This window comes from Burkholderia sp. BCC1638, assembly GCF_902833195.1.
In the GTDB taxonomy this organism is placed as follows: Bacteria; Pseudomonadota; Gammaproteobacteria; order Burkholderiales; family Burkholderiaceae; genus Burkholderia; species Burkholderia diffusa.
Genome location: NZ_CADFEC010000038.1, coordinates 1 through 23,547, shown reverse-complemented (window position 1 = coordinate 23,547; position 23,547 = coordinate 1). Strand labels below are relative to the sequence as shown.

The window sequence follows — 23,547 nt, the reverse complement described above, 5'->3', positions numbered from 1 at the left end:
TCCCGACATCTCTTTCAAGGAGTCGATCATGTCAGCAGAATCCACCCCGCTCGCTGCCCACGGGCACGCGACCAAGCTCACGCAGGGCCTCATCCTGCTGTTCGCGTTCAGTTGCGGCGCGATCGTCGCGAACCTGTACTACGCGCAGCCGATCACCGAACTCATCGCACCCAGCCTGCACATGTCCGGCGAAACCGCGAGCCTCATCGTGTCGCTGACGCAGATCGGCTACGCATTCGGCCTGTTCTTCATCGTGCCGCTCGGCGACCTGCTCGAGAACCGCAAGCTGATGATCACGACCGCCGTCGTGTCGATCGCGAGCCTCGCGGCCGCGGCGATGGTGCATACGCCCGGGCCGTTCCTCGCGATCTCGCTGCTGATCGGCTTCAGCTCGGTCGCCGTGCAGATCCTCGTGCCGCTCGCCGCGCACCTGGCGCCCGATCATTCGCGCGGCCGCGTGGTCGGCACGATCATGAGCGGGCTGCTGCTCGGCATCCTGCTCGCGCGTCCGCTGTCGAGCGTGGTGGCCGACGCGTTCGGCTGGCGCTTCGTGTTCGCGGCCGCCGCCGTGCTGATGACGCTCGTGACGGCCGTGCTCGCGCTGACGATCCCGTCGCGCCAGCCCGATCATCGCGCGACCTATTTCGAACTGATCGGCTCGCTGCTGCATCTCGTGCGCACGATGCCGGTGCTGCGCCATCGCGCGTTCTACCAGGGCCTGATGTTCGCGTCGTTCAGCCTGTTCTGGACCGCCGTGCCGGTCGAGCTCACGCGTCACTACGGCCTGTCGCAATCGGCCATCGGCCTGTTCGCACTGGTCGGCGCGATCGGCGCGACGTCGGCGCCCGTCGCCGGCCGCCTCGCGGATGCCGGCCACACGGTGCGGGCCACGCTGATCGCACTGGTCGCAGGCGCCTTGTCGTATGCGGTCGCGCTGGTGCACGGCGCCGGGCTGTACGGCCTCGTCGTCACCGGCATCGTGCTCGACTTCGCGGTGCAGATGAACATGGTGCTCGGCCAGCGCGAGATCTATGCGCTGCATGCGGCGAGCCGCAACCGCCTGAACGCGCTGTACATGACGAGCATCTTCGTCGGCGGCGCCATCGGCTCCGCGCTCGCCAGCCCGTTGTACGAGCATGGCGGCTGGCCGCTCGTCGCCGCCGTCGCCGGCGTGTTCCCGATCGTCGCGCTCGCCCACTACCTCGTGATCGGGCGGCCGCACGCGGAACGCCACGCACAGGCCTGAACCGGCGCCGGCACCGGTTCACGCGCGAATGCCGCTCGGGCTTCTCGCGCAACGGAACGCTGCCGGCACGTCATCTCCGACTTCCCGCAGGGCCAGCCGCTGCACCGGCCGCAGCCGGACGATTCGCGGCGGCGCCCTGCCCCACGCACAAGGAATCCATCATGTCCACCTTGCTCAGCCACTACGATCTGCGCGGCCTGCCGCTTCCCAACCGTATCGTGATGGGCCCGATGACGCGTTCTCGCGCGCCGTCGCGCGGCCTGCCGACCGCGCTCATGACCGAGTACTACGCCCAGCGCGCGTCCGCCGGCCTGATCGTCACCGAAGCGACCAACGTCAGCCCGGCCTCCGCGGCGTTCGAACTCACGCCGGGGCTTGTCACCGACGAGCAGGCGGCCGGCTGGAAGCAGGTCACCGACGCGGTCCATGCCAACGGCGGTCGCATCTTCGCGCAGCTGTGGCACGGCGGCCGGGTCAGTTCGCTGACGCTGCTCGGCGGCGCGGCGCCGCTGTCGCCGTCCGGCGTCAACGACGATCTCGAACAGTTGCAGGTGTGGGCGCAGTTGCAGAACGGCTACTACACGAAGATTCATGCGACGCCGTCGCGCGCGATGACGACCGACGAGGTCGCCGCGACGGTCGAGGAATTCCGCCAGGCGGCGCTTCGGGCGAAGGCGGCCGGCTTCGACGGCGTCGAGATTCACGCGGCCAACGGCTACCTGCCGCACCAGTTCCTGTCGTCGACGCTGAACCGCCGCGACGACCGCTACGGCGGCTCGCTCGCGAACCGCGCGCGCTTCCTCGAGGAAATCGTCGACGCCGTCGGCGGCGTGCTGCCGCTCGATCGCGTGGGCGTGCGCATCTCGCCGTACGCGAAGTACAACAACGTGCGCGACGCGGATCCGGATGCGACCTACGCCTACGTCGGGCGCATGCTCGACGAAGCCGGCGTCGCCTACGTGCACGCGGCGGACACCAACGGCTGGAGCGGCGAGCCCGACCTGCCGCGCATCGTCGCCAACACGCGCGACGCGTACCGCGGCACGCTGATCGTCAACGGCGGCATCGCGCCGGACGCCGCGAATGCGCTGATCGACGCGGGCGATGCCGATCTCGTCGCGTTCGCGCGCGCATACATCGCGAACCCCGACCTCGTCGAGCGGATCGCGGCGAATGCGCCGCTCGCCGCGCCGAAGACGGTCGGCTGGTATGGCGGCGACCGCGCGGGATACGTCGACTACGCGCGTCACGACGCGGCGGGCCTGACCGCCTGACCGGCCACGCACTGCGCCGGCGGCAGCCCCCGCTGCCGCCGCGACCGGCCCGATCGTTCGGATCGCGAAGAATACGCTCAGGTGTCCTGCCAGCGCGAACCGAGCACACGGCCGCAGAAATTCGGCCGGCGAAAATCCGGATCGGCCCGATCGAGCACGTCCGCGCTCCACGTGCCGAAGGTCGACGCCGGCCGGTGCGCGACACCGCGCGCGAGCGCGTCGAGGAACGCATCGCCGAATCCTTCGCCGCGCGGGTAGGCGGCGAGCAGCGCGCGGCGCTCGTCCGCCGAATACGCGTCGAAGCCCGTAGCCATCAGGTCGGTCGACACGGCGAACGCCAGCGCACGCGCGAGCGGCGACATGCGCGCGGCCACGCCGGGCGTCGTATGCAGCGCGATCGCGCACCACACCTCGTCGCGCAGCTGCTGCAGAATCTGGTGGCGCGACAGGAACGCCTGCGCGGCATCGGCGCTGTCGATCTCGTAGCGTTCGGTCGAGCGGGAGTAGGCCGGGCTCAAGCCCATGTTCGCGTACATCGCGGCCACGTACAGCGCATCGGCATCGAGCGTCTCGCCGGCACGGCGCGCGGCGAGCGACGCGAGGACGAACACCCGGCATGCATGATCGGCGATCACGCGCGGCAGCGACGCGCATGCGGCCTCGACGGCCTCGATCGTCATCGGCGTCCGGGGAATGCGAACGCCGGCAACTTCGTCGTCGGCCCGTGCACACGTGTGCGCAGCACTCATCTCGTCTCCTTCTGCCCGTTGCCGGGGCACAAAATTATCCATTCGCCGCGCGGTACGCACCGGCACCGCCATTCCGCCCGCCGACCCATGCCGTCCTAAAAGGCGGCACCGTGGCAGACCAATCCTTCGCACTGCTCGACGACCTCCCGCGCGGCCGCCTGCAGGCGCTGCGCGAAACGGCCCGCATGACCGCGCGCAGCGCGCGCATCCGCGTGGCCGTCGGCCGCCGCGCGCTTCGGCATCGCGGCCGTCCAGCCACGCCGCGCGAAGCCGCCGAACTCGACCACCGGCGACCACGCAGGGCTGACCGGCAGCGGCGGCGGCGCCAGCGATTCGAACTCGTCGTCGGCGTGCACGACCTTGCCGTCGACGACCGTCAGCACCGACGCCAGCGACTTGATCTGCGACTCGTCGATCGTGAAATAGTCGTCCGTCAGCACCGCGAAATCCGCATACTGGCCCGGCACGAGCGCGCCCTTGCGATCGTCTTCGTTCGAGAACCACGCGCTGCCCACCGTGTAGCGGCGCAGCGCCTCCATGCGGCTGAGCCGGTTGCACTCGGGATAGAGCGCCGTACCGCCCACGGTGCGCCCGGACACCATCCAGTACAGCGACAGGAACGGGTTGTAGCTCGCGATGCGCGTCGCATCGGTGCCCGCGCCGACCGGCAGCCCGGCCGCCAGCATCGCGCGGATCGGCGGCGTGCGCGCGGCCGCTTCCGCGCCGTAGCGCGCGATGAAATACTCGCCCTGGTACGCCATCCGATGCTGAACGGTCACGCCTCCGCCCAGCGCGGCGATGCGCGCGATGTTCGCATCCGAGATCGTCTCGCAGTGGTCGAGGAACCAGCGCAGTCCGTCGAACGGCACCTCGCGGTGCACGGCTTCGAGCACGTTCAGGAAACGGCCGATCGATTCGTCGTACGTCGCGTGCAGCCGGAACGGCCAGCGGTGCCGCACCAGCAGCCGCACCACGGCGGCCAGTTCCGTCTCGAGCGCTTCCGGCAGATCGGGGCGCGGCTCGAGAAAATTGCCGAAATCGGCCGCGGAATACACGAGCAGTTCGCCCGCGCCGTTCATGCGCAGGAACGCGTCGCCGTCGCCGGGTTTCGCCAGCGTCACCCACTGCGCGTAGTCGTCGATCTCGCCTCCGGCGTGCTGCACGAACAGGCTGTACGCGATGCGCACCGTCATTTCACCGCGCTGCGCGAGCGCCATGATCGCGCCGTAGTCGTCCGGATAGGACTGGAAATCGCCACCGGCATCGATCGCGCTCGTCACGCCGAGGCGGTTCAGTTCGCGCATGAACTGACGCATCGAATTCATCTGCTCGTCGTGGTCCAGCTTCGGGCCGCGCTCGAGCGCCGCATGCAGGACGCCCATGTCCGGGCGCGCGATCAGCATGCCGGTCGGCCTGCCGAGGCGATCGCGCTGGATCTCGCCGCCGGGCGGATCGCCCGTGTCGCGGCCGTAGCCGATCGCACGCAGCGCGGCCGCGTTCAGCAGCGCGCTGTCACCGAGGTGCAGGATGAAGACCGGCGTGTCGGGCGCGATCGCGTTGAGCTCGGCCACCGTCGGCCCGCGCTTTTCCGCGAACTGGAATTCGGTCCAGCCGCCGACCACGCGCACCCAGTGCGGCGCCGGCGTGCGCAGCACCTGGCGACGCAGCATGCACAACGCGTCGGCGAGCGTCGGCACGCCGTCCCAGCGCAGTTCCAGGTTGAAGTTCAGGCCGCCGCGAATCGCGTGCAGGTGCGAATCGTTCAGCCCCGGGATCACGGTGCGGCCGTTCAGGTCGATGCGCAGCGTGCCGTCGCGCGCGTGGCGCATCACGTCGTGCCCGCTGCCCGTTGCGAGAATCCGGCCGTCCTTGACCGCGAGCGCGGTCACGAACGACTGCCGCGCGTCCTGCGTCGCGATCTTGCCGTTGTATACGATGAGGTCCGCCGCTTCGGCGGATGCCGTCGTCTCGAGCACCGTCAGGCCCCCCCGTCCGCGCCGAAAGCCGGCATGCGGCCGCACGCGGCATGCATCCGGTTTGACGATCCACCGACCATCCCTTCCTCCTTGAACATTGAACGATCGGCCCGCGCGCCGTCACGCCGCCGACTGCATCGCATCCGCCGCCTCGCGTCGCGCGCGCGTCGGGCTGGTCGACGCGTTGGTCTCCTGGCGAACGAAGTTCTGCAGACGCGCCAGCCGCCGGACGTCGAACGCGCGCGATTGCGGGTCGATCTGCCCCGACAGGTCGGCCACCAGCGACGATGCCTGCGCGATGCGCCCGCGCTCGATCAGGTGATCGGCCAGGTCCAGCGTGCCGCGCAGCGCCCACATCGCGGCGCCTTGCGCGTTCGCCGTCTGGATCGCCGTCAACAGATGATGCTGCCCGTCCGCTTCGCACGCGGCCGCGCGATCCGGATCGGCGGCGCGGGCCTGTTCGAGCGTCGCCAGCCCGCGCGCGCGCAGCAGTTCGGGCACGAACAGATGCTCGCCGTGCGCGCGGCAGCGCGCGAGCGTCGCGTCGAGCTTCGTGCATGCGTCGGCCGCACGGCCGGTGCGCGTCAGCCCTTCCGCGTAGGCAACGACCAGCGGCGCGAGCAGCCGCCGGAACCCGCTCGCTTCGATGCGTCGCAGCGCGGGCTCGAGGCGCGCGAGGCCGGCGCCCGGATGGCCTGCCTGCATGTCGAACCGCCCGGCGAGACATTCGGCATGGCTTCGCCAGATGTCGAAGCCGTTCGCGTCGGCGGTCGCGCGCAGCGTCGCGAGATGGTCGGAGATCGCATCGTGATCGCCATAGCGCAACGCAATCGGCACGGCCGCGGCACCGAGCACGACGCACAACGCCAGCCCCGAGCCGCTGCGGCGCGCGCATTCGACCGCCTGCGCCGACAGCCGCATCGCGTAATCCGGATCGCCCTGGATCCAGACGAGCCGCATCAGCATCGTCCGGCCGAGCGTCGCGACGTCGATGCCCAGTGCGGCTTCGGCGCACGGCGGTTCACCCGCGTCGGCCAGCTCGGCGGTCGCCGCCTCGAGCCGCTCGCGCGCCTGCGCATGCTCGCCGAAGTAATGCAGCGAGGTCGCGACCATCGCACTCGCCAGCAGCCGTTGCGACGGGTCGCCCCGCCGCTGCGCGGCCCGCTCGAAGCGCGTCGCATAGCGCAGCGATTCATGAATGTCGGCGCGCGTCAGCATGGTGTTCCACAGCCCGACCAGCGCGCGCGCGTCGAACGCGTCGTCGCCGACCCGGCCCGCGAGACCGAGCGTCCTGTCCCACATCGCGGCGGCCGTGTGCGTATCGCCGTCGGTATGCAGCAGTGCAGCCGCATAGGCCGCGCGCAGGCGCATCTCGCGCGCGGCGTCGACAGCCTCCGGCGCGCCGGCGTCGAGCGCGTCGAGTGCGCGTCGCGCGGGTAGCGAACATTCGCGCATGCGCGCCGGCTCGAGCAACGCCTGCGCCAGCCCGTCGATTTCCGCGGCCTGCGGCCCGGCCGCCGCGCGTTCGCGAAGCGGCGCCACATCTGCGTCGGGACGCAGGCCCGCGGCGTGCGCGGGCTGTGCCTGGGCCAGTATTCGTGCTTCCGCCTGCTCGTGTTCGTAACGCGCATGACGTGCGGCGACCGCGTCGAATTCGCCTTCGTTGTGCAGTTTCTCGAGCGCGTACGCGCGGGTCGATTCGGTCAGCCGGTAGCGCGCCTGCGCGCCGTTGAATTCGACGGCGACCAGCGACTTCGCAACCAGCTCGCCGAGCAGCGCGACTATCTCGGCGGCCGGCATGCCCGGGTCCATCGCGACGTCGCGCGCGGCATCGAACGTAAACGGACCGATGAAGCAGGCCATGCGGCGCAACAGCGACCGGGCAGCCGCATCCAGCAACACGTAGCTCCAGTCGAACGTGGCCCGCAACGTCTGGTGGCGCGGCAAGGCCGACCGTAGCCCGCCCGTCAGCAGGTTCAGCCTGTCGTCGAGACGCGCCGCGACGACCTCGAGCCCGAGCGTCGCGACGCGCGCGGCCGCAAGCTCGATGGCGAGCGGCAACCCGTCGAGGCGCCGGCAGATATCGCCGATCAACCTGAGGCCAGCCGCATCGACCGCGCAATCGGGCGTGGCGGCGCGAATCCGCGCCAGAAACAGCTCGACGGCGGAATGGCGCACGATCTCGTCGACGGATGCGCGCCCGTCCGGCACCGCCAGCGGGCTCACGCGAAACACGGCTTCGACCGAAATATGAAGCGGCTCGCGACTCGTCACGAGCACGCGCAGCGCCGCGCTGTGCGACGTCAGCGTTTCGACCAGGTCGGCCACCAGATCGACGACGTGCTCCGCGTTGTCGAGCACGAGCAGGCCGCGCGACGCGGCGAATGCATCGCCGATCCGCTCGACGGCAGGCACGCCGTCCGCGTCGAGCCCGAGTTCGGTGGCAATCGCGCGCAGCACGTCGTCGCGCGTCGTCGCACACGCCAGTTCGACGAACAGCACGCGCTCACCCGAGCGCGCGCGCAATTCATGCGCGACGCGCGCGGCGAGGCTCGTCTTGCCGATGCCGCCCGCGCCGACGAGCGTGACGACCGGCACCCGTTCGAGCATGTCGACGATCTGCCCGATCTCGGTTTGACGCCCGACGAGCGGCACCGGATGGGAGGTTGCTTCGGTATCGTGCGCCACGTCGGGCGCGGGCGGCGCCACGGTGTGCGCGACCGGCGGATGCGCGATCAGCAGGTAGCCTCGGCCCGGCACGGTCTTGATCAGATCGCGGTTCGGGCCCAGCGCCTTGCGCAGCGTCGCGACGTGCACCTGCAGCCGGTTCTCCTCGACGATCAGGCCCGGCCATACCGCGTCCATGATGTCGTCCTTCGACACGAGGGATCCGTTCGCGCGATGCAGTACTTCCAGTATGTCGAGCGCGCGCGCGCCAATCCGCAGCGACGCGCCGTGATGGCGAATGTCGCGCTGCTCGAAATCCACCGACAAATTCCCGATCTGGATCATGGCCGCCTCCAGGTTCCCCACGATGACCGCCATGTGAACGCACGGTTCACCGGGGCGGAAGCCCGCACCGGGCCTGCGCGGCACGCGGGGCACGAAATGTCAAAAAGTGGGCCGAGTCTAAACGCCGCATAAAGAAAAATCTTGAATGAAAATGCACTCGCGCCCGCCGTGACGGCACGCGGCGGACACGCGGGCGGCGAGAACCCGAATGGGGCAGTATCATTCGGCCCGCTGTCTCCGCAGGCCGTTCGCGCGACGGCGAAATCGTTCGCGTGCTGGCACAATGAACCGGCCCGGCCGACGCATTTTTCATCAGCAAGCGGACATTTATTCAAGTTACAGTGGGCCTGTCGGGCGCGCCGTATAAACTGCGCGCAAGAATGCTCGCGCGCCGTACCCCTCGAAGGACGCTCCATCATGTCAGATGCCCTCGTCGCGCCCGCCGCGGCGCCACCGAAAGACACGCTCGGATGCATGTCGAGCCTGCTTTCCAAGGATATTGAAAGGTCGGCCGGCGGCCTGACCCTCCATCGCAAATGCATGCGCGACGAACAATTCGAGCGCATCGAGATGGCCGCCAGCGATCGCGGCTTCCTGATCGGCGTATCGCTGAACGGCGGGCACCGGCGCACGATCTATGGCGGCACGGGCAAATCCGAGCGACGGTTTCAGCACAACTCCATCTACATTCGCGACTTTTCCCGGAATTTCCGCGCCGACCTGTACGGCAAGTTCGACTTCATGCTGATCGAGCTGTCGCACAGCTACCTCGGCCATCTCGGCCGTGAGCACGACGGCACCGAAATCGCCGGCCTGACCTGCGCGCCCGACGTGCAGGACGCGGTGCTCGGCCACCTCGCGCACGCGGTCGCCGACAGCCTCGACGTGCCGGGTGCGCTGAACACGCTGTTCGTCGAGCAGATGGGCGTCGCGATCGGCACGCATCTCGCGTGCCAGTACGGCAGTGCGCATGCGCGCGACCTGCAGCGCAAGGGCCTGCTGTCGCCGGCCAAGACGGCGCTCGCCAAGGAACTGCTGATGGAGAAGGCGAACCTCGGCGTATCGATCGAGGAAGTCGCGAACGAATGCGATCTGTCGCGCGGATATTTCATCCGCGCGTTCTCGCGCACGACAGGGCGCACGCCGCATCAATGGCTGCTGGAGCAGCGCGTGATGCGCGCCCGTGAGCTGATCGAGACGACCGACATGACGCTCGCGGAAATCGCGGCCGCGTGCGGCTTCGCCGACCAGAGTCACCTGAACCGCCTCTTCGCGCGCATCGTCGGCCATCCTCCCGGCGCATGGCGGCGCGGCATGTCGCGCTGACACCCTCGCCCGGCCCGGCGGCAAACGCGCCCGAGGCGAGAAGGCCGACGCACCATGCGGCGAGCAGCATGGCGTCGGAGCGCAACGCGCGCATGCGCCGGTTCAGTGTGTTCATGTCCGAGTTCCACGGTTGCGTGTCGACGTCGCGCGGCGCCTGCCGCTCCAGCAGACGAAATGCGCGCAACATGGAGCGTACCGTTCGGTTTCGCAATAATCCTGAGCCGAATATGAAACGTTCTGAAAATCGACGCGCCGCGGCTGCGGGCCGGATTCATGCGACCGGATGATGCGCGCGGTGCGCGGCGAGCAACGCATCGCGAAACACGGCGGCCGGCTGCGCGCCGCTGACGACCGTGGCTCCGATCCGCGTCGACGGCACCGACGCGACGCCCGCGCGCACCGCATCGGCCTCGAGCGCGATCACCGCGTCGAGCCCTTCGTCAGAGGCGAGGAACGCCCGCACCGCGTCGCCGGCCAGACCGGCACCCGCCGCAAGCTCCACCAGCACATTCGCATCGCCGATGTCGCGGCCGTCGCGGAAGTACGCGGCGAACAGCGCATCGACGAGCGCGGCCGCGCCGCCGCGCTGCTGCGCGAACCAGACGAGCCGGTGCGCGAGCCGGGTGTTCGGCGTGCGCGCGATCCGCGCATGATCGAACACGAGGCCCGCCGCGCGGCCGGCGTCGGCCACCTGCGCGTCGAGTGCCTGGGAGCGCGCCCAGCTGCCGAACTTCGCGCTGCGATACGCCTTGCGGTCCATGCCCGCGGCCGGCATCGTCGGGTTCAGTTCGAACGGCACGAACCGGACCTTCACGTCGCCAGCGAGCCCGGCTTCGTCGATCGCCTCCGCGAGCCTGCGCTCGGCGATCCAGCACCACGGGCAGATGAGGTCGTAGGTGATCGTGACTTCGACGGAATTCATTGCGCTCTCCTGTTGATTGCAGTCTCGAAGATAGCGCTTGCCGGCCGGCGATAGAATGCGAGCGGCACGCAACGCATCGTTGCGGCATGCACAAAGGCAACGACATGGACAAATTCTCCGCGCTGCGCGCGTTCGTGGAAGTAGCGGAAGCCGGCGGCTTCTCGAGCGCGGGGCGGCGTCTCGATCTCGCGGCCTCGTCGGTGGTGCGCGCGGTGGATGCGCTCGAGGCATCGCTCGGCACCGTGCTGCTGAACCGCACGACGCGCCAGGTCACGCTGTCCGATGCCGGCTCCGTGTACTACGCGCGGGCCAAGCGGCTGCTGGAGGAACTCGCGGAAGCCGACGCGCTCGTCTCCGATCGCGGCGACGAGCCGTCCGGACCGCTGCGCGTGTCGGTGCCCGTCGCGTACGGCGTGCGTCGCATCGCGCCGCACATCGGCGCCTTCCTCGCGCGCTACCCGAAGCTCGACCTCGACCTGCAGCTCACCGACGAACGCGTCGATCTCGTCGCCGGCCGGATCGACGTCGCGATCCGCCTCGGCGAGGCGGCGCCGTCCGCGGAGGTCGTCGCGCGGCAGCTCGGCACCTTCCAGCGCTTCGTCGTCGCGAGCCACGACTACCTCGATGCGCACGGTGCGCCGGGTAGCCCGGCCGAACTGGTCGACCATCAGTGCCTGCGCTTTCACTTCGGCGGCGACCAGCAGGCGTGGTCGTTCGCCGATGCGCACGGCACGACGAAAGTGCTGGTCGCCGGACGGCTGAAGTCGAACCACAGCGAAGTGTTGCGCGATGCCGCGCTCGACGGCGCCGGCATCGCGCTGCTGCCCGACTGGCTGGTCGACGGCGACGTCCAGTCGGGCCGTCTGCGCAGGCTGTTCGAAGCGTACGACGTCATGCCCGACGCGGCGCGCTCGGTCGTCACCGCGCTGTATCTGCCGAATCAGCGCGGCTCGAAGCGCGTCACGGCGTTCATCGACTTCGTCGAGACGCTCGCGGGCGCGCAGCACTGAGCCGAGCGGCGCACCGCGTCACCGCGTCACCAGCCGAACTTCGCCTCCACGCCGACATAGTCGGCGTTGCGCGCGCCCAGCGCGCGAATCGAATCGGCGAGCTGGAAGTGCACCGCCTCGACCGCCAGCGCCGTGTTCGCATTGACGAGCCAGTCCACGCGGGCCTGCGCGTACATGCCGGTCCACGCGCCGCCCTTGCCGACCGTGCCTGGCACGGCCTGCATCCCTTGCCCGTAGATCGCGTCGGCCGTTGTCGCGCGCCACTGGAAACCGACCGCGGTCAGCACCGTCACGTTGCCGGCCGGCTTGAACGTCAGCGACGGCTTTACGTGAATCAGGTTGCTGTAGCCCGTGTAGCCGGCCAGCGTGAAGTAATAGCCGTTCGGGAACAGCGGATTGAAGGTGCCCATGCGTCCGTCGCCGGGATGCTTGTCGCCCGACGCGCCGTCGACCTGGATGCCGATGCGCGGCGTGCCCGGCGTCTTCGCGAACGTATAGCCGCCCAGCGCGCCGAACGCCCATGCACCGATCGTGTCCTGGCCGATGTGCCCGGTCTGCAGCATCGCTTCGGCGTCCCAATCGAACCCGGAAGACTTGCCCGCGTAGCGCATGTCGAACACATCGCGCCGCTCGGTGCCGGCCCCCGCGATGTAGCGCGCGTTGTCGCGCGTATAGCGCGACCAGTAGCCCGACAATTCGCCCGGCCCCACCGCGTTGTGCTCGATTCGCACGCCGTCGAATCTGAGGTGCCGGTTCGACACGTCGTCGAACACCGCGTCGTTGCGATACTGCACGGGGCGCGTCACATAGCCGATCAGCCGCCAGTTGCCGATTTCATAATCCGCCCACAGCGCGTCGAACGCCTGGCGCACGTTGGGCCCGTCGCGCACCGACACGAACCGCTGCAAGTCGTACGCCATTTCCTGCCGGCCGACGCGCGCCTTGAACGTGCCGCCGCCAAGCTGGTCGACATACGCGACGAACGCCTGCTCGATGTCGAGCTGATCCTTGTCGACCGGGCCGACCGTGTCCTTGCCGTACGGCCGCGCATCGACGAACTGGACGAACGCCTGGAAATGCCCGGCATAGCGCAGATCCGCGTGCACCGTCGCGCGCTGGATCACGTAGTTGTCGTCGTGGGCGGCGCCGAGCCCGAACAGCGGCGCGTTGTTCAGCTCGAAGCGCTCGCGCAGGTTCGCGCCGAGCGACAGGTAAGTCGACGGGTCGCCGCCCAGCGGGATGTACTTCAGCCCGTCGAGCGGCTTGCGCGGCACGCACGGATTCGCGAGTACCGACCAGTCTTCCTGCCAGCGGTTGAACAGCACCGCGGGACGCTTCGCGGTGCACGTCGCGGCGGTGGTCGAGGCCGGCGCCGCGGTTTCCTCGGCGCCGGCCGCCGTCCCGGCGTATGTCGCGACGCCGCCCGCCAGCACGGCGGCCGGCAACACGCCCCGCCACGTCCGCCTCATCGACCGCCGGTCCATCACTTCGACCGCGCGTGGATCTCGGCGACGTAGCCGCCCGGGAACTGCACGAGCGCCGCATCGCGCCCGTCCGACGTGAAGGTCGGCACCAGCACCGTCACGCCGGCGGCCTTCGCCTTCTCCAGCGTGGCCGCAAGGTCCGCCACTTCGTAGCCCGTCATTTCGCGCCCGAACGGATAAGGCAGATGGCCGTCGGTGGCCAGCACGGTCATCTTGCCGAAGCCCGACTCGATGCGGATGCGGCGGTACGTGTCGTTCGGCCGACCGATCTCGATGCCCGGCGCCTTGCGCACGTCGGACACGACCTTGCCGCGCGAGAACGCGACGAAGTCGTGCACCAGCTTGCTCGCGCTTTCCGGCGACACGTACACGCGGTTTTCCGGCACGGTCTGCAGCGGATCGTAGTGCGGCGCCTGGGTGTGCCAGTACAGCTGCATGTTCACGCCGCCCGGCCAGCGGATGATCGCATCGCGGCCGATCGGATCGGGGAACGTGTCGACGACCACGTCCGCACCGTGCGCGCGCGCCGACTTCATCGCGACGTCCATGTCGGTGACGAGGTAGCCGGTGCGCTCCTCGCAGAACGGGTACGGGATCGGCGTCTTGAAGCCGAACACCGAGATCGTGCCGGACGGCGTGAACACGAGCTGCGACATCGTCTGGCTCGGCGTCGGCGTGACCTGGAACACGCCCTGCTGCGACTTCTTGCCGCCGAACGTGGCGACGAAGCTGTCGGTGAAGCGGTCGAAGTCTGCCGGCGCGACGCACACGTGCGTCGTGTCGTATTGCGGGCCGACCGAGACGGCCGGCACCTTCGCCGACGAGGTCTCGAGCAGACGCGTCTCGTCGGCGTGGGCCGGCGCGGTCGCCAGCAATGCGCCGAGCACGGCCGTCGACGCGGCCGTCATCCGCAATACCTGTCGCAACTTCAGTGCAATCATCGAAATTCTCCTTGAAAGTGGCAAGCGCTGCCGTGCGGCGCGCGTGGATTCAGCGTGATGCCGGCCCGTCGTCGGGCCGGCCGGATCGATAGGCGAGGAAGCACAAGGTGGCGAGCGGCAGCGCCAGCGCCCAGAAGGCGGCGAATACGTACGCCGCGGCCCCCGCGCCCGCGCCGATCGCGAAGGCCGCGACCGGCGGCAGCGTGCGCCGCAGCCGCACGCGCGCGGCGTCACGTTCGGCCGGCGCGGCAAGCGGCACGAGCCAGTCGAACGCATCGATCACCGCCTGCGTGACGTTGCCCGTCATCACCGTGTTGGCGACGACCGAGCGGGCCGTCAGCCGGCCGTGCGCATTCTGGACACCCATTGCCGCGGCGCCGAGCAGACCGCACAGGATCGTGCGCGGCGCATCGGCGTCGGCGATCGGCGACGCCATCACGCCGGCCAGCATGAACCCGGCCAGCAGCACGGCCTGAAGCGCATAGAGCGAACGCGCGCGCGGGCCGTGGCCCAGCGAACGCATCCGGTGGTCGAGCACGCGCGCGCCGACGATCCCGGCGATGAAGGCCGGGAACGCGAGCCATTTGATCGCGAGCCCTTGCCCGACACCGGCCAGCCCCGAGCCGATCAGGATGAAGTTGCCGGTGACGTGCGCGGTAAACAGGCCGAACAGCGCGACGAAGCCGAGCGTGTCGACGTAGCCGGCGATCGACGCGAGAAACACGTCCTCGCCGCGCACGTGATCGGGCGCCGCGGCCGCGGTTACCGTCGGCATGACACGGCCTCCTGGATGGCGACGGTGGCGCCGGCGCACGCGATGCGTGCGTCCGGCGAGATCAGATCACGCATGTTCCGCTCCGGTTGTGCCGAACGGCCCGGCGGTGCCGACTGGCGTCCGGTCCAAACGGCTGTTCGGAAGCAAGACTAGTTAAGGCGCGTCTTAATGTCATGGCGATGGGCCTGAATTTTCCTGAACAGGACGCCCGGGCGCCCGGCCGGATGGCGCGCTCGACGCGACGCGAGGCACTTGCGCGACGGGTCCCGCATCGCGTCGACAAGCACGCCGCGCGCGGTCCTCGCGGTCCGATCGTGTTATTTTTCGATCGATAGCTTAAGCGCGCACGCGATCAGGAGCCGATGCATGACCGAAAGAAAACGCAGCACGCCAGCCCGCGAGCGCGGGACGGACGCCGACGGCAACGCCGTCACGCCGGGCCGGCGCCTCGCGCCGGAAGCGCGCGAGCGGCAGATCGTCGAGAAGGCGATCGAGCACTTCGCGACGCACGGCTTTTCCGGCAGCACGCGCGAGCTTGCGCGGCAGATCGGCGTCACCCAGCCGCTGCTGTACCGGTATTTCCCGAGCAAGGAGGCGCTGATCGATCGCGTGTACGACGAGGTCTACACGTGGAGCCCCGACTGGGAAAAAATGATCGCGGATCGCACGGTCCCGCTGCAGGAACGGCTCGTCGCGTTCTACCGCGCGTACGCGCAAACCATCCTGCGGCGCGAATGGATCCGCACCTTCATCTTCGCGGGGCTCAGCCGCGAGGGCTTCAACACGCGCTATCTGTCGCGGCTGCGCGAACGCGTGTTCCTGCCGGTGCTGCGCGAGCTGCGCCACGAATACGACATCGCCACGCCGGCGACGGAGGCCCAGCGCAACGCGGAAATCGAGCTCGTCTGGAGCCTGCACGCGAGCATCTTCTATTTCGGCGTTCGCAAGTGGGTCTACGGGCTGCCGGTGCCCGACGATCTCGACACCGAAATCGAACGGCTGGTCGACGCGTTTCTCCACGGCACGCCCGCTACGCTCAAGCAGCTCGCGGCCGGCGCGGCCGCACGGCGACGCCGCCGCGTGTAGCGCGGCCCCGCGCGCCGCCCGACGAATTCAGAACAATTCATCCGGCGTGCCGGTCGCTTCGCTTATCCTCGAAAGGCATTTGCGCCCGCGTCCGGGCGCGTGCGGGCCGAACCGCATGGTGACCGTCACCTGACCGCCGACACGCCTTCGATCGCTCATCGCACCGTCACCGCGAACGGTTTCCGCCAGCACGACGTCGACGCCGGCAGCGGGCCGGCCGTCGGCCAAGACGAGCGCAACATGGCGCGCGAAGAACAGCCGGCGCGTGTGAATGCGTGGCCGGCGGTCCTCCTGAAGCACTGGGAAGGTTGAGTCGCCGCGCGCGAAAAATCATCGGGGGAAGGGAATCATGAGCGACGTTTCGGGCCCGTCGGCGATCGTCATCGGCGGATCGGTGGGCGGGCTGTTCACGGCGACAGCACTACGCGCGGCCGGATGGCGCGTCAAGGTATTCGAGCAATCGCCGCACGACCTCGACAGCCGCGGCGGCGGCATCGTGCTGCAGCCGCCGATCGAGCGCGCGTTCGCATTCGGCGGCGTGCCGGTGCCGCGCGATGCAGGCGTCGATTCGGTCGACCGGATCTATCTCGACGAGCACGACCGGATCGTGCAGCGCCTTTACATGCCGCAAGCGCAGACCGCGTGGAACGTGATCTACACCGCGCTGAAGCGCGCGCTGCCCGCCGGCGTCGTGCACGCCGGCGTATCGTTCGAGCGGTTCGAACAGGACGGCGCGCGCGTGATCGCGCATTTCGCGGATGGCAGCGTCGAGCATGCCGACCTGCTGGTCGGCGCGGACGGCGGCCGCTCGGCCGTGCGCGCCCAGCTGCTGTCCGACGCGCGGCCCGCGTATGCGGGCTACGTCGCTTGGCGCGGGCTCGTCGACGAGCACACGCTTCCCGACACGGTGCTGCGGGTGCTGCGCGATCGGTTCACGTTCCAGCAAGGCAACGCGCATCTGTTCCTGACCTACCTGGTGCCCGGCCGCGACGGCGCGATCGAGCCGGGCAAGCGGCGCGTGAACTGGGTCTGGTACCGGCGGCTCGAGCAGGATCGCGTGCCATCGCTGTTTCTCACGCAGGACGGCACGCAGCGCGACGGCTCGCTGCCGCCCGGCGCGATGCGCGACGACAACCGGCTCGAACTCGTGGACGCCGGCCGCCGGTTGCTCGCGCCGACGCTCGCCGCGCTCGTCGACGCGACCCGGGCGCCGTTCGCGCAGGCGATCCTCGATCTTGCGGTCGAGCGCATGGCGTTCGGCCGCGCGGTGCTGCTCGGCGACGCGGCCTGCCTCGTGCGACCGCATACGGCCGCCGGGGTCGCGAAGGCGGCGGAGAATGCCGTCGGTCTTGCCGAAGCGCTGCGCGGTGGCGTGCACGCAAGCGCATTCGACACCGCGCTGTCGCGCTGGGAAGCCGCCCAGCTCGCGACCAATGCTTCGCTATCCGAACTCGGCATCTCGCTCGGCACGCGGATCATGGGACGGGCGTGATCAGCGGCAGGCCGGTGTCGCGCGCCTCTCGTGGATGTATCGCCGTGTAGGCAATCCGGACATGATCGTCCACTGCGACGAAGAGCGACTCCCAGCCAACGCCGTCCACAGTATCGCGCCGATTGCCGGTGACGCGATGGCCAGGACGCACGATACGGCCTGGCTTACAGACTCGCCGACGACGGCGTAAACGTGATCGTCAGCTTGTTGCTGTACTTGCCGGGACGCTTCCACACCGACTGGAATTCCGGCGTCTCGAGTGTCAGCGGCGTCGGGGTGCAAATGACCGGCACCGAAATGCCCGGCAGCGATACCGAGCGACCGGCGCTGTTGTTCACGCCCTGGAGCCGCACCGTCTCGTTGTTCGGCAGCGCGATCTTCTTGCCCGCATACGTCAGGCTCACGTTGTAGTCGATACGCGATTCGTACGCACCGCTCTTGTCCTTATCGAGCAGCACCGAATACTGACCCTTGTCGCGGCGATCGACCGTGAGACCGTCGCTCGCCGACACGTCGAACCACGTGCTCTGCGAGTTGTAGCCGTCGTACAGGCACATGTCGACGTTCGACGTGCCCGACATCCTGCTGCCGTTCGGCAGCTTGAGGTCGACGGTGGGCGTCGCGCTCGTGTATTCCGGCAGATAGACCTGGATGTTGTTCTTGTCGGTGACGTCCAGCTCGATCGCCGATTTGAAGACGGCGATCGTCGGATGAGTACCTGAGGTGGCCCATTGCCTAAGGTTCAGCCAAAGATTCGCCTTCCACGTTCCGCCGGACGGGAGCTTCTTCAGCTCCGCGGCGGGAATCTTGACGAAGAGACTGCGGCCATCCCATTCGATTGAGGAGTCGCACTGGGCCACGTAGTAGGGGTTCGCCTCGTTAATTGGCTTTGTCGCGATCGACAATACTAACGGAATGACGTTTTTGTTGCAATCCAGCCTGCGAGTGAGCACCGACTGTCCGTGAAGATTCAGCACGGCCGTGGCACCGGTCTTTTCTTCCTTGAACGAAAGCTTGATGATGCTCGATTCGCCCGTCGCGTCTGTTGCCGGTGATGTGTTGCACGCGCCGGTCGCCGCGTCGGTAGCCGATTGGCAAGTCCACGAATTCCTCGCCCATTTTTTGGGCTCGCTCGTATCGTAACCTCCCGAAGCGTTGTCGAAAATCACGACGTCCCCCTGCGGCGCGGCGCGATCCAGCGTAGCTTCCGCCGTATCGTTGCGGTTGGCCGGCTGCTGGGAGGCCGCCGATGCGTCAAGCGCGATCGCCCCCAATGCGGCCGCCAGGACAATTGCCCGACAGCGAATTCGATTGATCTGAAGCATTTGAGTAGCTGTTTCCTTATCGTTTCGGCAAAGCAAGCGGCAGCGTGAGGTGCCTGCCGGCACAGATCGTGCGCGTCATTGCTCCGCGTCGGTCACACCTGTCGTCCGCGCCCGCATCGACATCACATAGCGATGCTCCAGCAGCTTGCGCACGCGGGCCTGCTTGCGCAGCGATTCCGGCAGCGCATCCGGCCCGGCCACTTCGCAGCGCACCTTGCCCACCATCATCAGCACGTCCTGCTTGCGCTTCACGTGCAGCGGGCACCGCATCAGCGTCGGCCCGTCCACAACGAACAGTTCGCTTTCCTTATTGTCGAGTTCGGCAATAAAGCCGCCTTCGTTGTCGATCAGCGGCATCGTGCCATTGAGAATCACGCTGTCCGACAGCGGCATGCCACCCTTCGAGAATGCCTGGCCGACGTAGGTGTACGTCACCTTCGCTTCGACGTTGCGCAGCGCGAGCTGCCCCGGAACCATGAACAGCGTGCGCTTGCCGAGCCCCTCGGTCACGCTCGTCGCGCTCGCAGACGCATGCGCGCCCGCGTCGTTCACTTCGGTCGTCACCGGCGTGAAGGCCGACACCGGCAGCAGCGCGCGCTGCCCGAAACCCACCTTGATCTTCGCGCTCGAATCGCTGCGCACCTCGGCCGCCATGCCGCTCGCATCGTCGCGCTTGCCGACCCTGACGGCGAAACCCGCCAGCGGATCCGACTGCGACGCGGATGCACCGAGAAATACGCCCTGTCGCGCCACCGCGAACGACGAGGAATAGCTCGCCGTCACCGACGGATTGTTGCCGCCGCTGTCACGGCTGTAGCTGTTCGCGACCGACGCGGCGACGTCGCCGTAGCGCCCCTTCCAGCGGCCCTGCATGGTGCCGGTCAGGCTGTCGGTGCCATAGCCCGACACGCCGAGCGCGACTTCCCGGTAGGTGTCGCCCTGCCAGTTCCAGTTTCGGTCCAGCGTGTAGTTCGTTGTCGTGCTGTTGCGATCCGTGCGGACGTCGACGCCCGCCGACGTGTAAGCGGACGCGCGCCCGGGCTGCTTCGCGGGTTCGGCCATCGACAGCGTCACTCCGACGTAGCCGCCGTACTCGCTGCGGGCACCGGTGTTGCGGTTCGCGTACGCGCCGACGCGCAGGTTCGTGCTGACCTTGCGCCATGTGAAGGACCGCGACAGCGACGCCTGAAGCGCGCGCGACACCTGGTCACCCTCACGGAAGACAGGCGTTGCCCACGGACGGTCCGGTGTGTCGGGCTGCCAGTTCTGCGACCGCCCGACGCTCTTGTTGTACGTATAGCCGAGCATCGCCGACCAGTTGCCCATCGGAAACGACACGGTCGCGTTCAGCATGTCGTAGCAGCCGATGTCGCGATATGACACGGCCGGACCATTGCACGCCGCGCCGCGCATCTGATAGCGGTACACACTCCACGACACGCCGTCGGCGAACGAAATCTGCTGGGTGTTGCCGCGTGACCCGTCGTTCCCGACGAAGAACGAACCGCCGGCCGAGAGCACGCCGAGCGGGAACGCGTGTCGCCACTCCAGCGCCGTTTCGTTGTACACGTGCCGGCCGACGCTCGCGATACCGCTCGTCAGCGCCATGTCACGCAACAGCGGAATCCGTATGCCGGCTGCCGCGGTCATGCCGTCCGGCGCGTCCCGGTCGGACGGGCGGCCGGCCTGCGCGAACCATTGTCGTGTGCGCGAATTGACACCGCCGCCCGTCTTCGTGAATGGCGTCGTTTGCGTGCGCACCTGCACGCCGTTCTCGAACACGCGCAACGTCAGCGGATACGTGCCTTCCGGAAAGCGGGATGTATCGAGCGCATTGACGCCAGCCTTCATGTAGAACGTGCCCAGCAACTCCTGACCGCGGTACGCATCGATACGCGAATCACGCGGTAGCAGCAGCGTGACCGGCGTGCCCTGCTGCGCGACTTCCGGATTCACATAAGCCAGCGTCGTGCCGACGCGCACGCCGTCGAGCGTGCCGACCGGCAGCATCGTGAACCCGAAGTTGCCGCCGAGCGCGCTCGCGAGGTTGCGGTTGTCCATCCGGCCGGCCTGCGCGTAATGCTCGGTTCCGAGATCGTGACGGTAGTAGAGATCCTGAAGCTGGACGTGGCTGTCCGATCCTCTCGAATAGCCCGTATGGGTGAAATTCCAGTTCCCGCCGATGAAACTCTTCGGCGTGATGCCGAGCGCGCCCGTGCCCGACACGGACAGGCTCTTGTAGCCGCGCCCGCCCGACAGGTTGATCGTCTGCTGGTGAATCAGCGCGTTTTCCGTCATCGGCGACGGCTCGCGAAACCGCTGGTCACGCTCTTCGGTGCTCAGCCAGTCGCGCGACAGGAACAGCTCGATATTGCCTTCTCTTTCGTCGTAGATCACGGCCGCGCTGTCGGTGTCGACATACCCGCAGCCGTTCACGCCCGACTGCCCCGCGCAGGCGAGGTTGCCGTTGCGCGCCATCGCCTTGGACAGCGCGTCGCCGATCGTCGACACGTCGGTCGCCGGATTCACGTGCGAGCCGAGCGCCTGCAACAGGCCTGCGGGATCCTCGAAACGGATCGTGTCCGGTGTCACATACACGCGGAACAAGCCGAGCGGCTTGCCCAGAAAGTTGACGTTGATGCGTTCGTCGTGCCCCGTCATGATGTCCTCGAAGCCGGGCGGCACGGTCGAAGCAGCCTGCGCGACGGACACGATGTCCGTCACACACAGAGCGCTCAGACATGCGACAACGGTTTTCTTGAGGTCGAATGGAATCATGCGGGAAAGTGAAAGTTTTTTGGAGGAGTACTACAAAAAACAGGGCGCGCCGTTCAGGCGCGCCCATCGATACAGCCGGGGAGCTTAGCTACCCGACGCCGCGCTCTGCGTGACGATCACGCTGACGAGGCCCTGGTAGGTGCCGGATGCCGTGACGGCTGCGACGGTCTTCTGACCGATCGACAGCGGCAGCACGTTCGAACCTTGTGCCAGTTCGCCAGGGAAGAGTTCTGCCGTCTTCAGCGTCGCCGCCGTGGTGGTCAGCTCGGTTTCACCCAGCTTGACCGACAACGGAATTTCCGTCGCGCCCGGGCTCGTCTGGTTCTTCAGCGACGGAACAGTCGCGAGGCGGATCTGCAGATCCTTCGCCTTGTCGTTCGTGAAGATCTTCGTGTTCACTACAGCGGCCTGAAGACCGGTACCCGGCAGATATTGCATCTGCATGGTGGTCGGCAGTGCCGAGCCGTCCGCCGACAGCATTTCGAGCGTCGTGTCGACGTTGGCCGTGACGGTGATGTCCTTCTGAACGGCGTAGGCCGACATCGACATCAGGGCGGCGGCAGCGATCGGAACATATTTCAGCATGGGTTAGTCCTTCTGGTTGGTTGAAACAATGGGATGACCCATCGGGGTCTCGTTACTCGCGCTCGGCGCGTTCATCGCGTCGGCGGAATGCGTGTGCACAATCTTCTGCTGTACATCTGTCATTCCCCCCACTCGATATCGGATTCGCACATAAGGTGCGGAATGCAGCCCCTCCAGCGTGAAGTGCTGGCCCGGGTAGACACTGCGGTCAAATTTCGTCCATTGGCACGACGCGGCGTCCTGCTCGGACTGACACGCGCCGGCTTCGATCAAACCGATCCGTACGTTGCCGGTATTGACCAGCGCGCCTTTCGACACGTGGAAATCCGGCACGGGCGTCTTCGGCAGCACACGAACGAGCGGCGCCCAGACGAGGCTGAAGTTGACCTTGCCGGACACATCGTCCTTCGCCGCGGAGTCGTCATCCGACGGTGCCGCCACCGGTTGCAGATAGACGCGATACAGCACTTCCTTTTTCGGCACGCCCAGCGGTATCACTCGCACGAGCCGTGTGCCGCCAGCCGGCAACGCGAACTTGGCCGGCGAGATCACGATTGCGTCGTCGCCGGAATTCATGCTGGCCTCCTCGCGCTCGTGATCCGTCGCCGGATCGATCACGCGTTTCGCGATCGCCTTCACGTATTGCGTCGTATCGGATTTCGAATAGATGCGCAGCTCCGCGGCCGACTCCTTGCCGCCGCCGATCGACGCAGACATCGGATAGACCAGCATGTTCGCGCTGGCAATCGACGATGCAAGCGACATCGCGATTGCTACGATCGGCATCCCATACGGACTGCATTTCAATATGTTAATAATTCGCATAACTTATCTGTATAGAATCCAGATTAATTCTGATATCAAATCGGCTCGCGCATCCCTCATCGATCAGATCTATAACCGTCTTGTATCTGATCAGTTCGACATCGTTTGCCACACCTAATTTTCATCGCGTGAACCTTCCGCGCTGATGGCCTACTTGCCTTTCTTCATGCGCTCCGCAATCTGCGGCTTCCCTCATTCCAGACGAGTAAAGCCGGATCACCTCCATCTCGCGCGGCGACAGCCCGGATGCACGCTTTCGCCGTTAAGGTTGACCGACTCGAGAGACCTCTTGATCATCGGCGACAAATTCGCAATGCATGCGCGACATCGAATCGATTAGAGTATCTGCAGTCCTACATATAACTACGATATTGATCGCGTTGGAATCGCCTTCGATATACTTCATGCCCGCAAGCGGCGATGGCCGCCGCTTGGAAAAATAGGTCCCGCACGAAATATTCTCATTTGAATTTCCTGTTTCACCTCAAGCCGCCGTCAATCGCCGCAAATACTGAATCGCCGCCGTTCCCGCCCGAGGGAAACACTGATTTATCCGGCTCTGTGGTCATCGCTGACGCAGCCGAGGACGTTGTAGAAGATAGTTCACGGAACGGGTCCACGACGATGAAACGGCAAATGAGCTTTGCGGAAGCGGAAAGCACGGGCAAGAAGCGCATGACTCGGCGCCAGCGTTTCCTGGAAGAGATGGAGAAGCTCGTGCCGTGGTCGCGATTGCTGACG

Annotated in this window: 18 protein-coding genes and 2 pseudogenes; 7 read left to right on the top strand and 13 right to left on the bottom strand. The window is 67.5% G+C overall.

Annotated elements, in window-relative coordinates; translation table 11 throughout:
- Positions 1 to 28 precede the first annotated feature (28 nt).
- Both HWX22_RS28510 and HWX22_RS28505 read left to right on the top strand, forming a co-directional pair.
- Positions 29 to 1,246 (top strand): MFS transporter, encoded by a 1,218-nt coding sequence (locus tag HWX22_RS28510; RefSeq protein WP_059534411.1) that lies wholly within the window; start codon positions 29 to 31, stop codon positions 1,244 to 1,246.
- A 161-nt stretch (positions 1,247 to 1,407) separates the two neighbouring features.
- Positions 1,408 to 2,520 carry an alkene reductase gene (locus tag HWX22_RS28505; protein WP_059690261.1) on the top strand — a complete coding sequence of 371 codons (1,113 nt, stop codon included), beginning with the start codon at positions 1,408 to 1,410 and terminating at the stop codon, positions 2,518 to 2,520.
- Positions 2,521 to 2,597: 77 nt separating this feature from the next.
- Here HWX22_RS28505 and HWX22_RS28500 read toward each other — a convergent pair whose 3' ends face one another.
- From HWX22_RS28500 to HWX22_RS28490, 3 genes are all read right to left on the bottom strand, one after another.
- The gene (locus HWX22_RS28500) at positions 2,598 to 3,269 is read right to left on the bottom strand and encodes a phosphohydrolase (protein WP_175916848.1); all 672 of its coding nucleotides are present in this window, start codon (positions 3,267 to 3,269) and stop codon (positions 2,598 to 2,600) included.
- 95 nt (positions 3,270 to 3,364) lie between these two features.
- Positions 3,365 to 5,245 (bottom strand): amidohydrolase, encoded by a 1,881-nt coding sequence (locus tag HWX22_RS28495; RefSeq protein ID WP_175916847.1) that lies wholly within the window; start codon positions 5,243 to 5,245, stop codon positions 3,365 to 3,367.
- A gap of 120 nt (positions 5,246 to 5,365) precedes the next feature.
- Positions 5,366 to 8,257 carry a winged helix-turn-helix domain-containing protein gene (locus HWX22_RS28490; RefSeq protein WP_175911426.1) on the bottom strand — a complete coding sequence of 964 codons (2,892 nt, stop codon included), beginning with the start codon at positions 8,255 to 8,257 and terminating at the stop codon, positions 5,366 to 5,368.
- Between the two features lie 417 nt (positions 8,258 to 8,674).
- On the opposite strand from HWX22_RS28490, the gene HWX22_RS28485 reads away from it, so the two are divergent.
- Positions 8,675 to 9,583: an AraC family transcriptional regulator gene (locus tag HWX22_RS28485; RefSeq protein ID WP_175916846.1), complete on the top strand. Its 909-nt coding sequence runs from the start codon at positions 8,675 to 8,677 to the stop codon at positions 9,581 to 9,583.
- A gap of 271 nt (positions 9,584 to 9,854) precedes the next feature.
- Here HWX22_RS28485 and HWX22_RS28480 read toward each other — a convergent pair whose 3' ends face one another.
- Positions 9,855 to 10,505, bottom strand: a complete 651-nt coding sequence (locus HWX22_RS28480) for a DsbA family oxidoreductase (RefSeq protein WP_175911428.1) — start codon at positions 10,503 to 10,505, stop codon at positions 9,855 to 9,857.
- Between the two features lie 104 nt (positions 10,506 to 10,609).
- Here HWX22_RS28480 and HWX22_RS28475 point away from each other — a divergent pair, with 104 nt between their 5' ends.
- On the top strand, positions 10,610 to 11,515 hold the full coding sequence (locus HWX22_RS28475; protein WP_059534422.1) for a LysR family transcriptional regulator: 906 nt from the start codon (positions 10,610 to 10,612) through the stop codon (positions 11,513 to 11,515).
- A 26-nt stretch (positions 11,516 to 11,541) separates the two neighbouring features.
- Here HWX22_RS28475 and HWX22_RS28470 read toward each other — a convergent pair whose 3' ends face one another.
- Genes HWX22_RS28470 through HWX22_RS28460 form a run of 3 tightly spaced genes read right to left on the bottom strand, consistent with a single transcriptional unit; the run spans position 11,542 to position 14,715 of the window.
- On the bottom strand, positions 11,542 to 12,984 hold the full coding sequence (locus HWX22_RS28470; protein ID WP_175916845.1) for an alginate export family protein: 1,443 nt from the start codon (positions 12,982 to 12,984) through the stop codon (positions 11,542 to 11,544).
- Positions 12,985 to 12,998: 14 nt separating this feature from the next.
- A complete protein-coding gene (locus HWX22_RS28465) occupies positions 12,999 to 13,940 on the bottom strand; it encodes a glyoxalase (protein ID WP_175911430.1) in 942 nt (313 codons plus the stop codon).
- A 49-nt stretch (positions 13,941 to 13,989) separates the two neighbouring features.
- Positions 13,990 to 14,715, bottom strand: a complete 726-nt coding sequence (locus HWX22_RS28460) for a YoaK family protein (protein ID WP_059534426.1) — start codon at positions 14,713 to 14,715, stop codon at positions 13,990 to 13,992.
- Positions 14,716 to 15,081: 366 nt separating this feature from the next.
- On the opposite strand from HWX22_RS28460, the gene HWX22_RS28455 reads away from it, so the two are divergent.
- On the top strand, positions 15,082 to 15,801 hold the full coding sequence (locus HWX22_RS28455; RefSeq protein WP_175911432.1) for a TetR/AcrR family transcriptional regulator: 720 nt from the start codon (positions 15,082 to 15,084) through the stop codon (positions 15,799 to 15,801).
- Positions 15,802 to 15,828: 27 nt separating this feature from the next.
- On the opposite strand, the gene HWX22_RS28450 is transcribed toward HWX22_RS28455, so the two are convergent.
- Positions 15,829 to 16,101, bottom strand: a complete 273-nt coding sequence (locus tag HWX22_RS28450; RefSeq protein WP_175911434.1) for a hypothetical protein — start codon at positions 16,099 to 16,101, stop codon at positions 15,829 to 15,831.
- A gap of 49 nt (positions 16,102 to 16,150) precedes the next feature.
- Here HWX22_RS28450 and HWX22_RS28445 point away from each other — a divergent pair, with 49 nt between their 5' ends.
- Complete coding sequence (locus HWX22_RS28445; RefSeq protein WP_175911435.1) at positions 16,151 to 17,293, top strand: FAD binding domain-containing protein; 1,143 nt, start codon at positions 16,151 to 16,153, stop codon at positions 17,291 to 17,293.
- Positions 17,294 to 17,300: 7 nt separating this feature from the next.
- Here the strand turns inward: HWX22_RS28445 and HWX22_RS28440 are convergent.
- From HWX22_RS28440 to cblB, 5 genes and pseudogenes are all read right to left on the bottom strand, one after another.
- A pseudogene (locus HWX22_RS28440) lies at positions 17,301 to 17,459 on the bottom strand (IS481 family transposase); the annotation flags it as partial.
- The gene (locus HWX22_RS28435; RefSeq protein ID WP_175916844.1) at positions 17,458 to 18,618 is read right to left on the bottom strand and encodes a CfaE/CblD family pilus tip adhesin; all 1,161 of its coding nucleotides are present in this window, start codon (positions 18,616 to 18,618) and stop codon (positions 17,458 to 17,460) included. The pseudogene HWX22_RS28440 and the gene HWX22_RS28435, both read right to left, overlap by 2 nt.
- Before the next feature lie 75 nt (positions 18,619 to 18,693).
- Complete coding sequence (gene cblC / locus HWX22_RS28430; protein WP_175916843.1) at positions 18,694 to 21,396, bottom strand: cable pilus usher protein CblC; 2,703 nt, start codon at positions 21,394 to 21,396, stop codon at positions 18,694 to 18,696.
- Between the two features lie 84 nt (positions 21,397 to 21,480).
- Positions 21,481 to 21,981, bottom strand: coding sequence for a cable pilus major pilin CblA (cblA, locus tag HWX22_RS28425; RefSeq protein WP_175916842.1), 501 nt, complete (start codon positions 21,979 to 21,981; stop codon positions 21,481 to 21,483).
- A 3-nt stretch (positions 21,982 to 21,984) separates the two neighbouring features.
- Positions 21,985 to 22,806, bottom strand: a complete 822-nt coding sequence (gene cblB / locus HWX22_RS28420; RefSeq protein ID WP_175916841.1) for a cable pilus chaperone CblB — start codon at positions 22,804 to 22,806, stop codon at positions 21,985 to 21,987.
- A gap of 624 nt (positions 22,807 to 23,430) precedes the next feature.
- On the opposite strand from cblB, the pseudogene HWX22_RS28415 reads away from it, so the two are divergent.
- Positions 23,431 to 23,547 (top strand): annotated as a pseudogene (locus HWX22_RS28415) (IS5/IS1182 family transposase); the annotation flags it as partial.

What these genes read in the sequence shown, in the direction of transcription:
- cblC (WP_175916843.1), bottom strand. Translation starts at nt 21,396, where the DNA reads ATGATTCCATTCGACCTCAAGAAAACCGTTGTCGCATGTCTGAGCGCT.
- HWX22_RS28490 (WP_175911426.1), bottom strand. Translation starts at nt 8,257, where the DNA reads ATGATCCAGATCGGGAATTTGTCGGTGGATTTCGAGCAGCGCGACATT.
- HWX22_RS28455 (WP_175911432.1), top strand. Translation starts at nt 15,082, where the DNA reads ATGACCGAAAGAAAACGCAGCACGCCAGCCCGCGAGCGCGGGACGGAC.
- HWX22_RS28485 (WP_175916846.1), top strand. Translation starts at nt 8,675, where the DNA reads ATGTCAGATGCCCTCGTCGCGCCCGCCGCGGCGCCACCGAAAGACACG.
- HWX22_RS28510 (WP_059534411.1), top strand. Translation starts at nt 29, where the DNA reads ATGTCAGCAGAATCCACCCCGCTCGCTGCCCACGGGCACGCGACCAAG.
- HWX22_RS28460 (WP_059534426.1), bottom strand. Translation starts at nt 14,715, where the DNA reads ATGCCGACGGTAACCGCGGCCGCGGCGCCCGATCACGTGCGCGGCGAG.
- HWX22_RS28475 (WP_059534422.1), top strand. Translation starts at nt 10,610, where the DNA reads ATGGACAAATTCTCCGCGCTGCGCGCGTTCGTGGAAGTAGCGGAAGCC.
- HWX22_RS28480 (WP_175911428.1), bottom strand. Translation starts at nt 10,505, where the DNA reads ATGAATTCCGTCGAAGTCACGATCACCTACGACCTCATCTGCCCGTGG.
- HWX22_RS28500 (WP_175916848.1), bottom strand. Translation starts at nt 3,269, where the DNA reads ATGAGTGCTGCGCACACGTGTGCACGGGCCGACGACGAAGTTGCCGGC.
- HWX22_RS28435 (WP_175916844.1), bottom strand. Translation starts at nt 18,618, where the DNA reads ATGCTTCAGATCAATCGAATTCGCTGTCGGGCAATTGTCCTGGCGGCC.
- HWX22_RS28470 (WP_175916845.1), bottom strand. Translation starts at nt 12,984, where the DNA reads ATGAGGCGGACGTGGCGGGGCGTGTTGCCGGCCGCCGTGCTGGCGGGC.
- HWX22_RS28505 (WP_059690261.1), top strand. Translation starts at nt 1,408, where the DNA reads ATGTCCACCTTGCTCAGCCACTACGATCTGCGCGGCCTGCCGCTTCCC.
- cblB (WP_175916841.1), bottom strand. Translation starts at nt 22,806, where the DNA reads ATGCGAATTATTAACATATTGAAATGCAGTCCGTATGGGATGCCGATC.
- HWX22_RS28445 (WP_175911435.1), top strand. Translation starts at nt 16,151, where the DNA reads ATGAGCGACGTTTCGGGCCCGTCGGCGATCGTCATCGGCGGATCGGTG.
- cblA (WP_175916842.1), bottom strand. Translation starts at nt 21,981, where the DNA reads ATGCTGAAATATGTTCCGATCGCTGCCGCCGCCCTGATGTCGATGTCG.
- HWX22_RS28465 (WP_175911430.1), bottom strand. Translation starts at nt 13,940, where the DNA reads ATGATTGCACTGAAGTTGCGACAGGTATTGCGGATGACGGCCGCGTCG.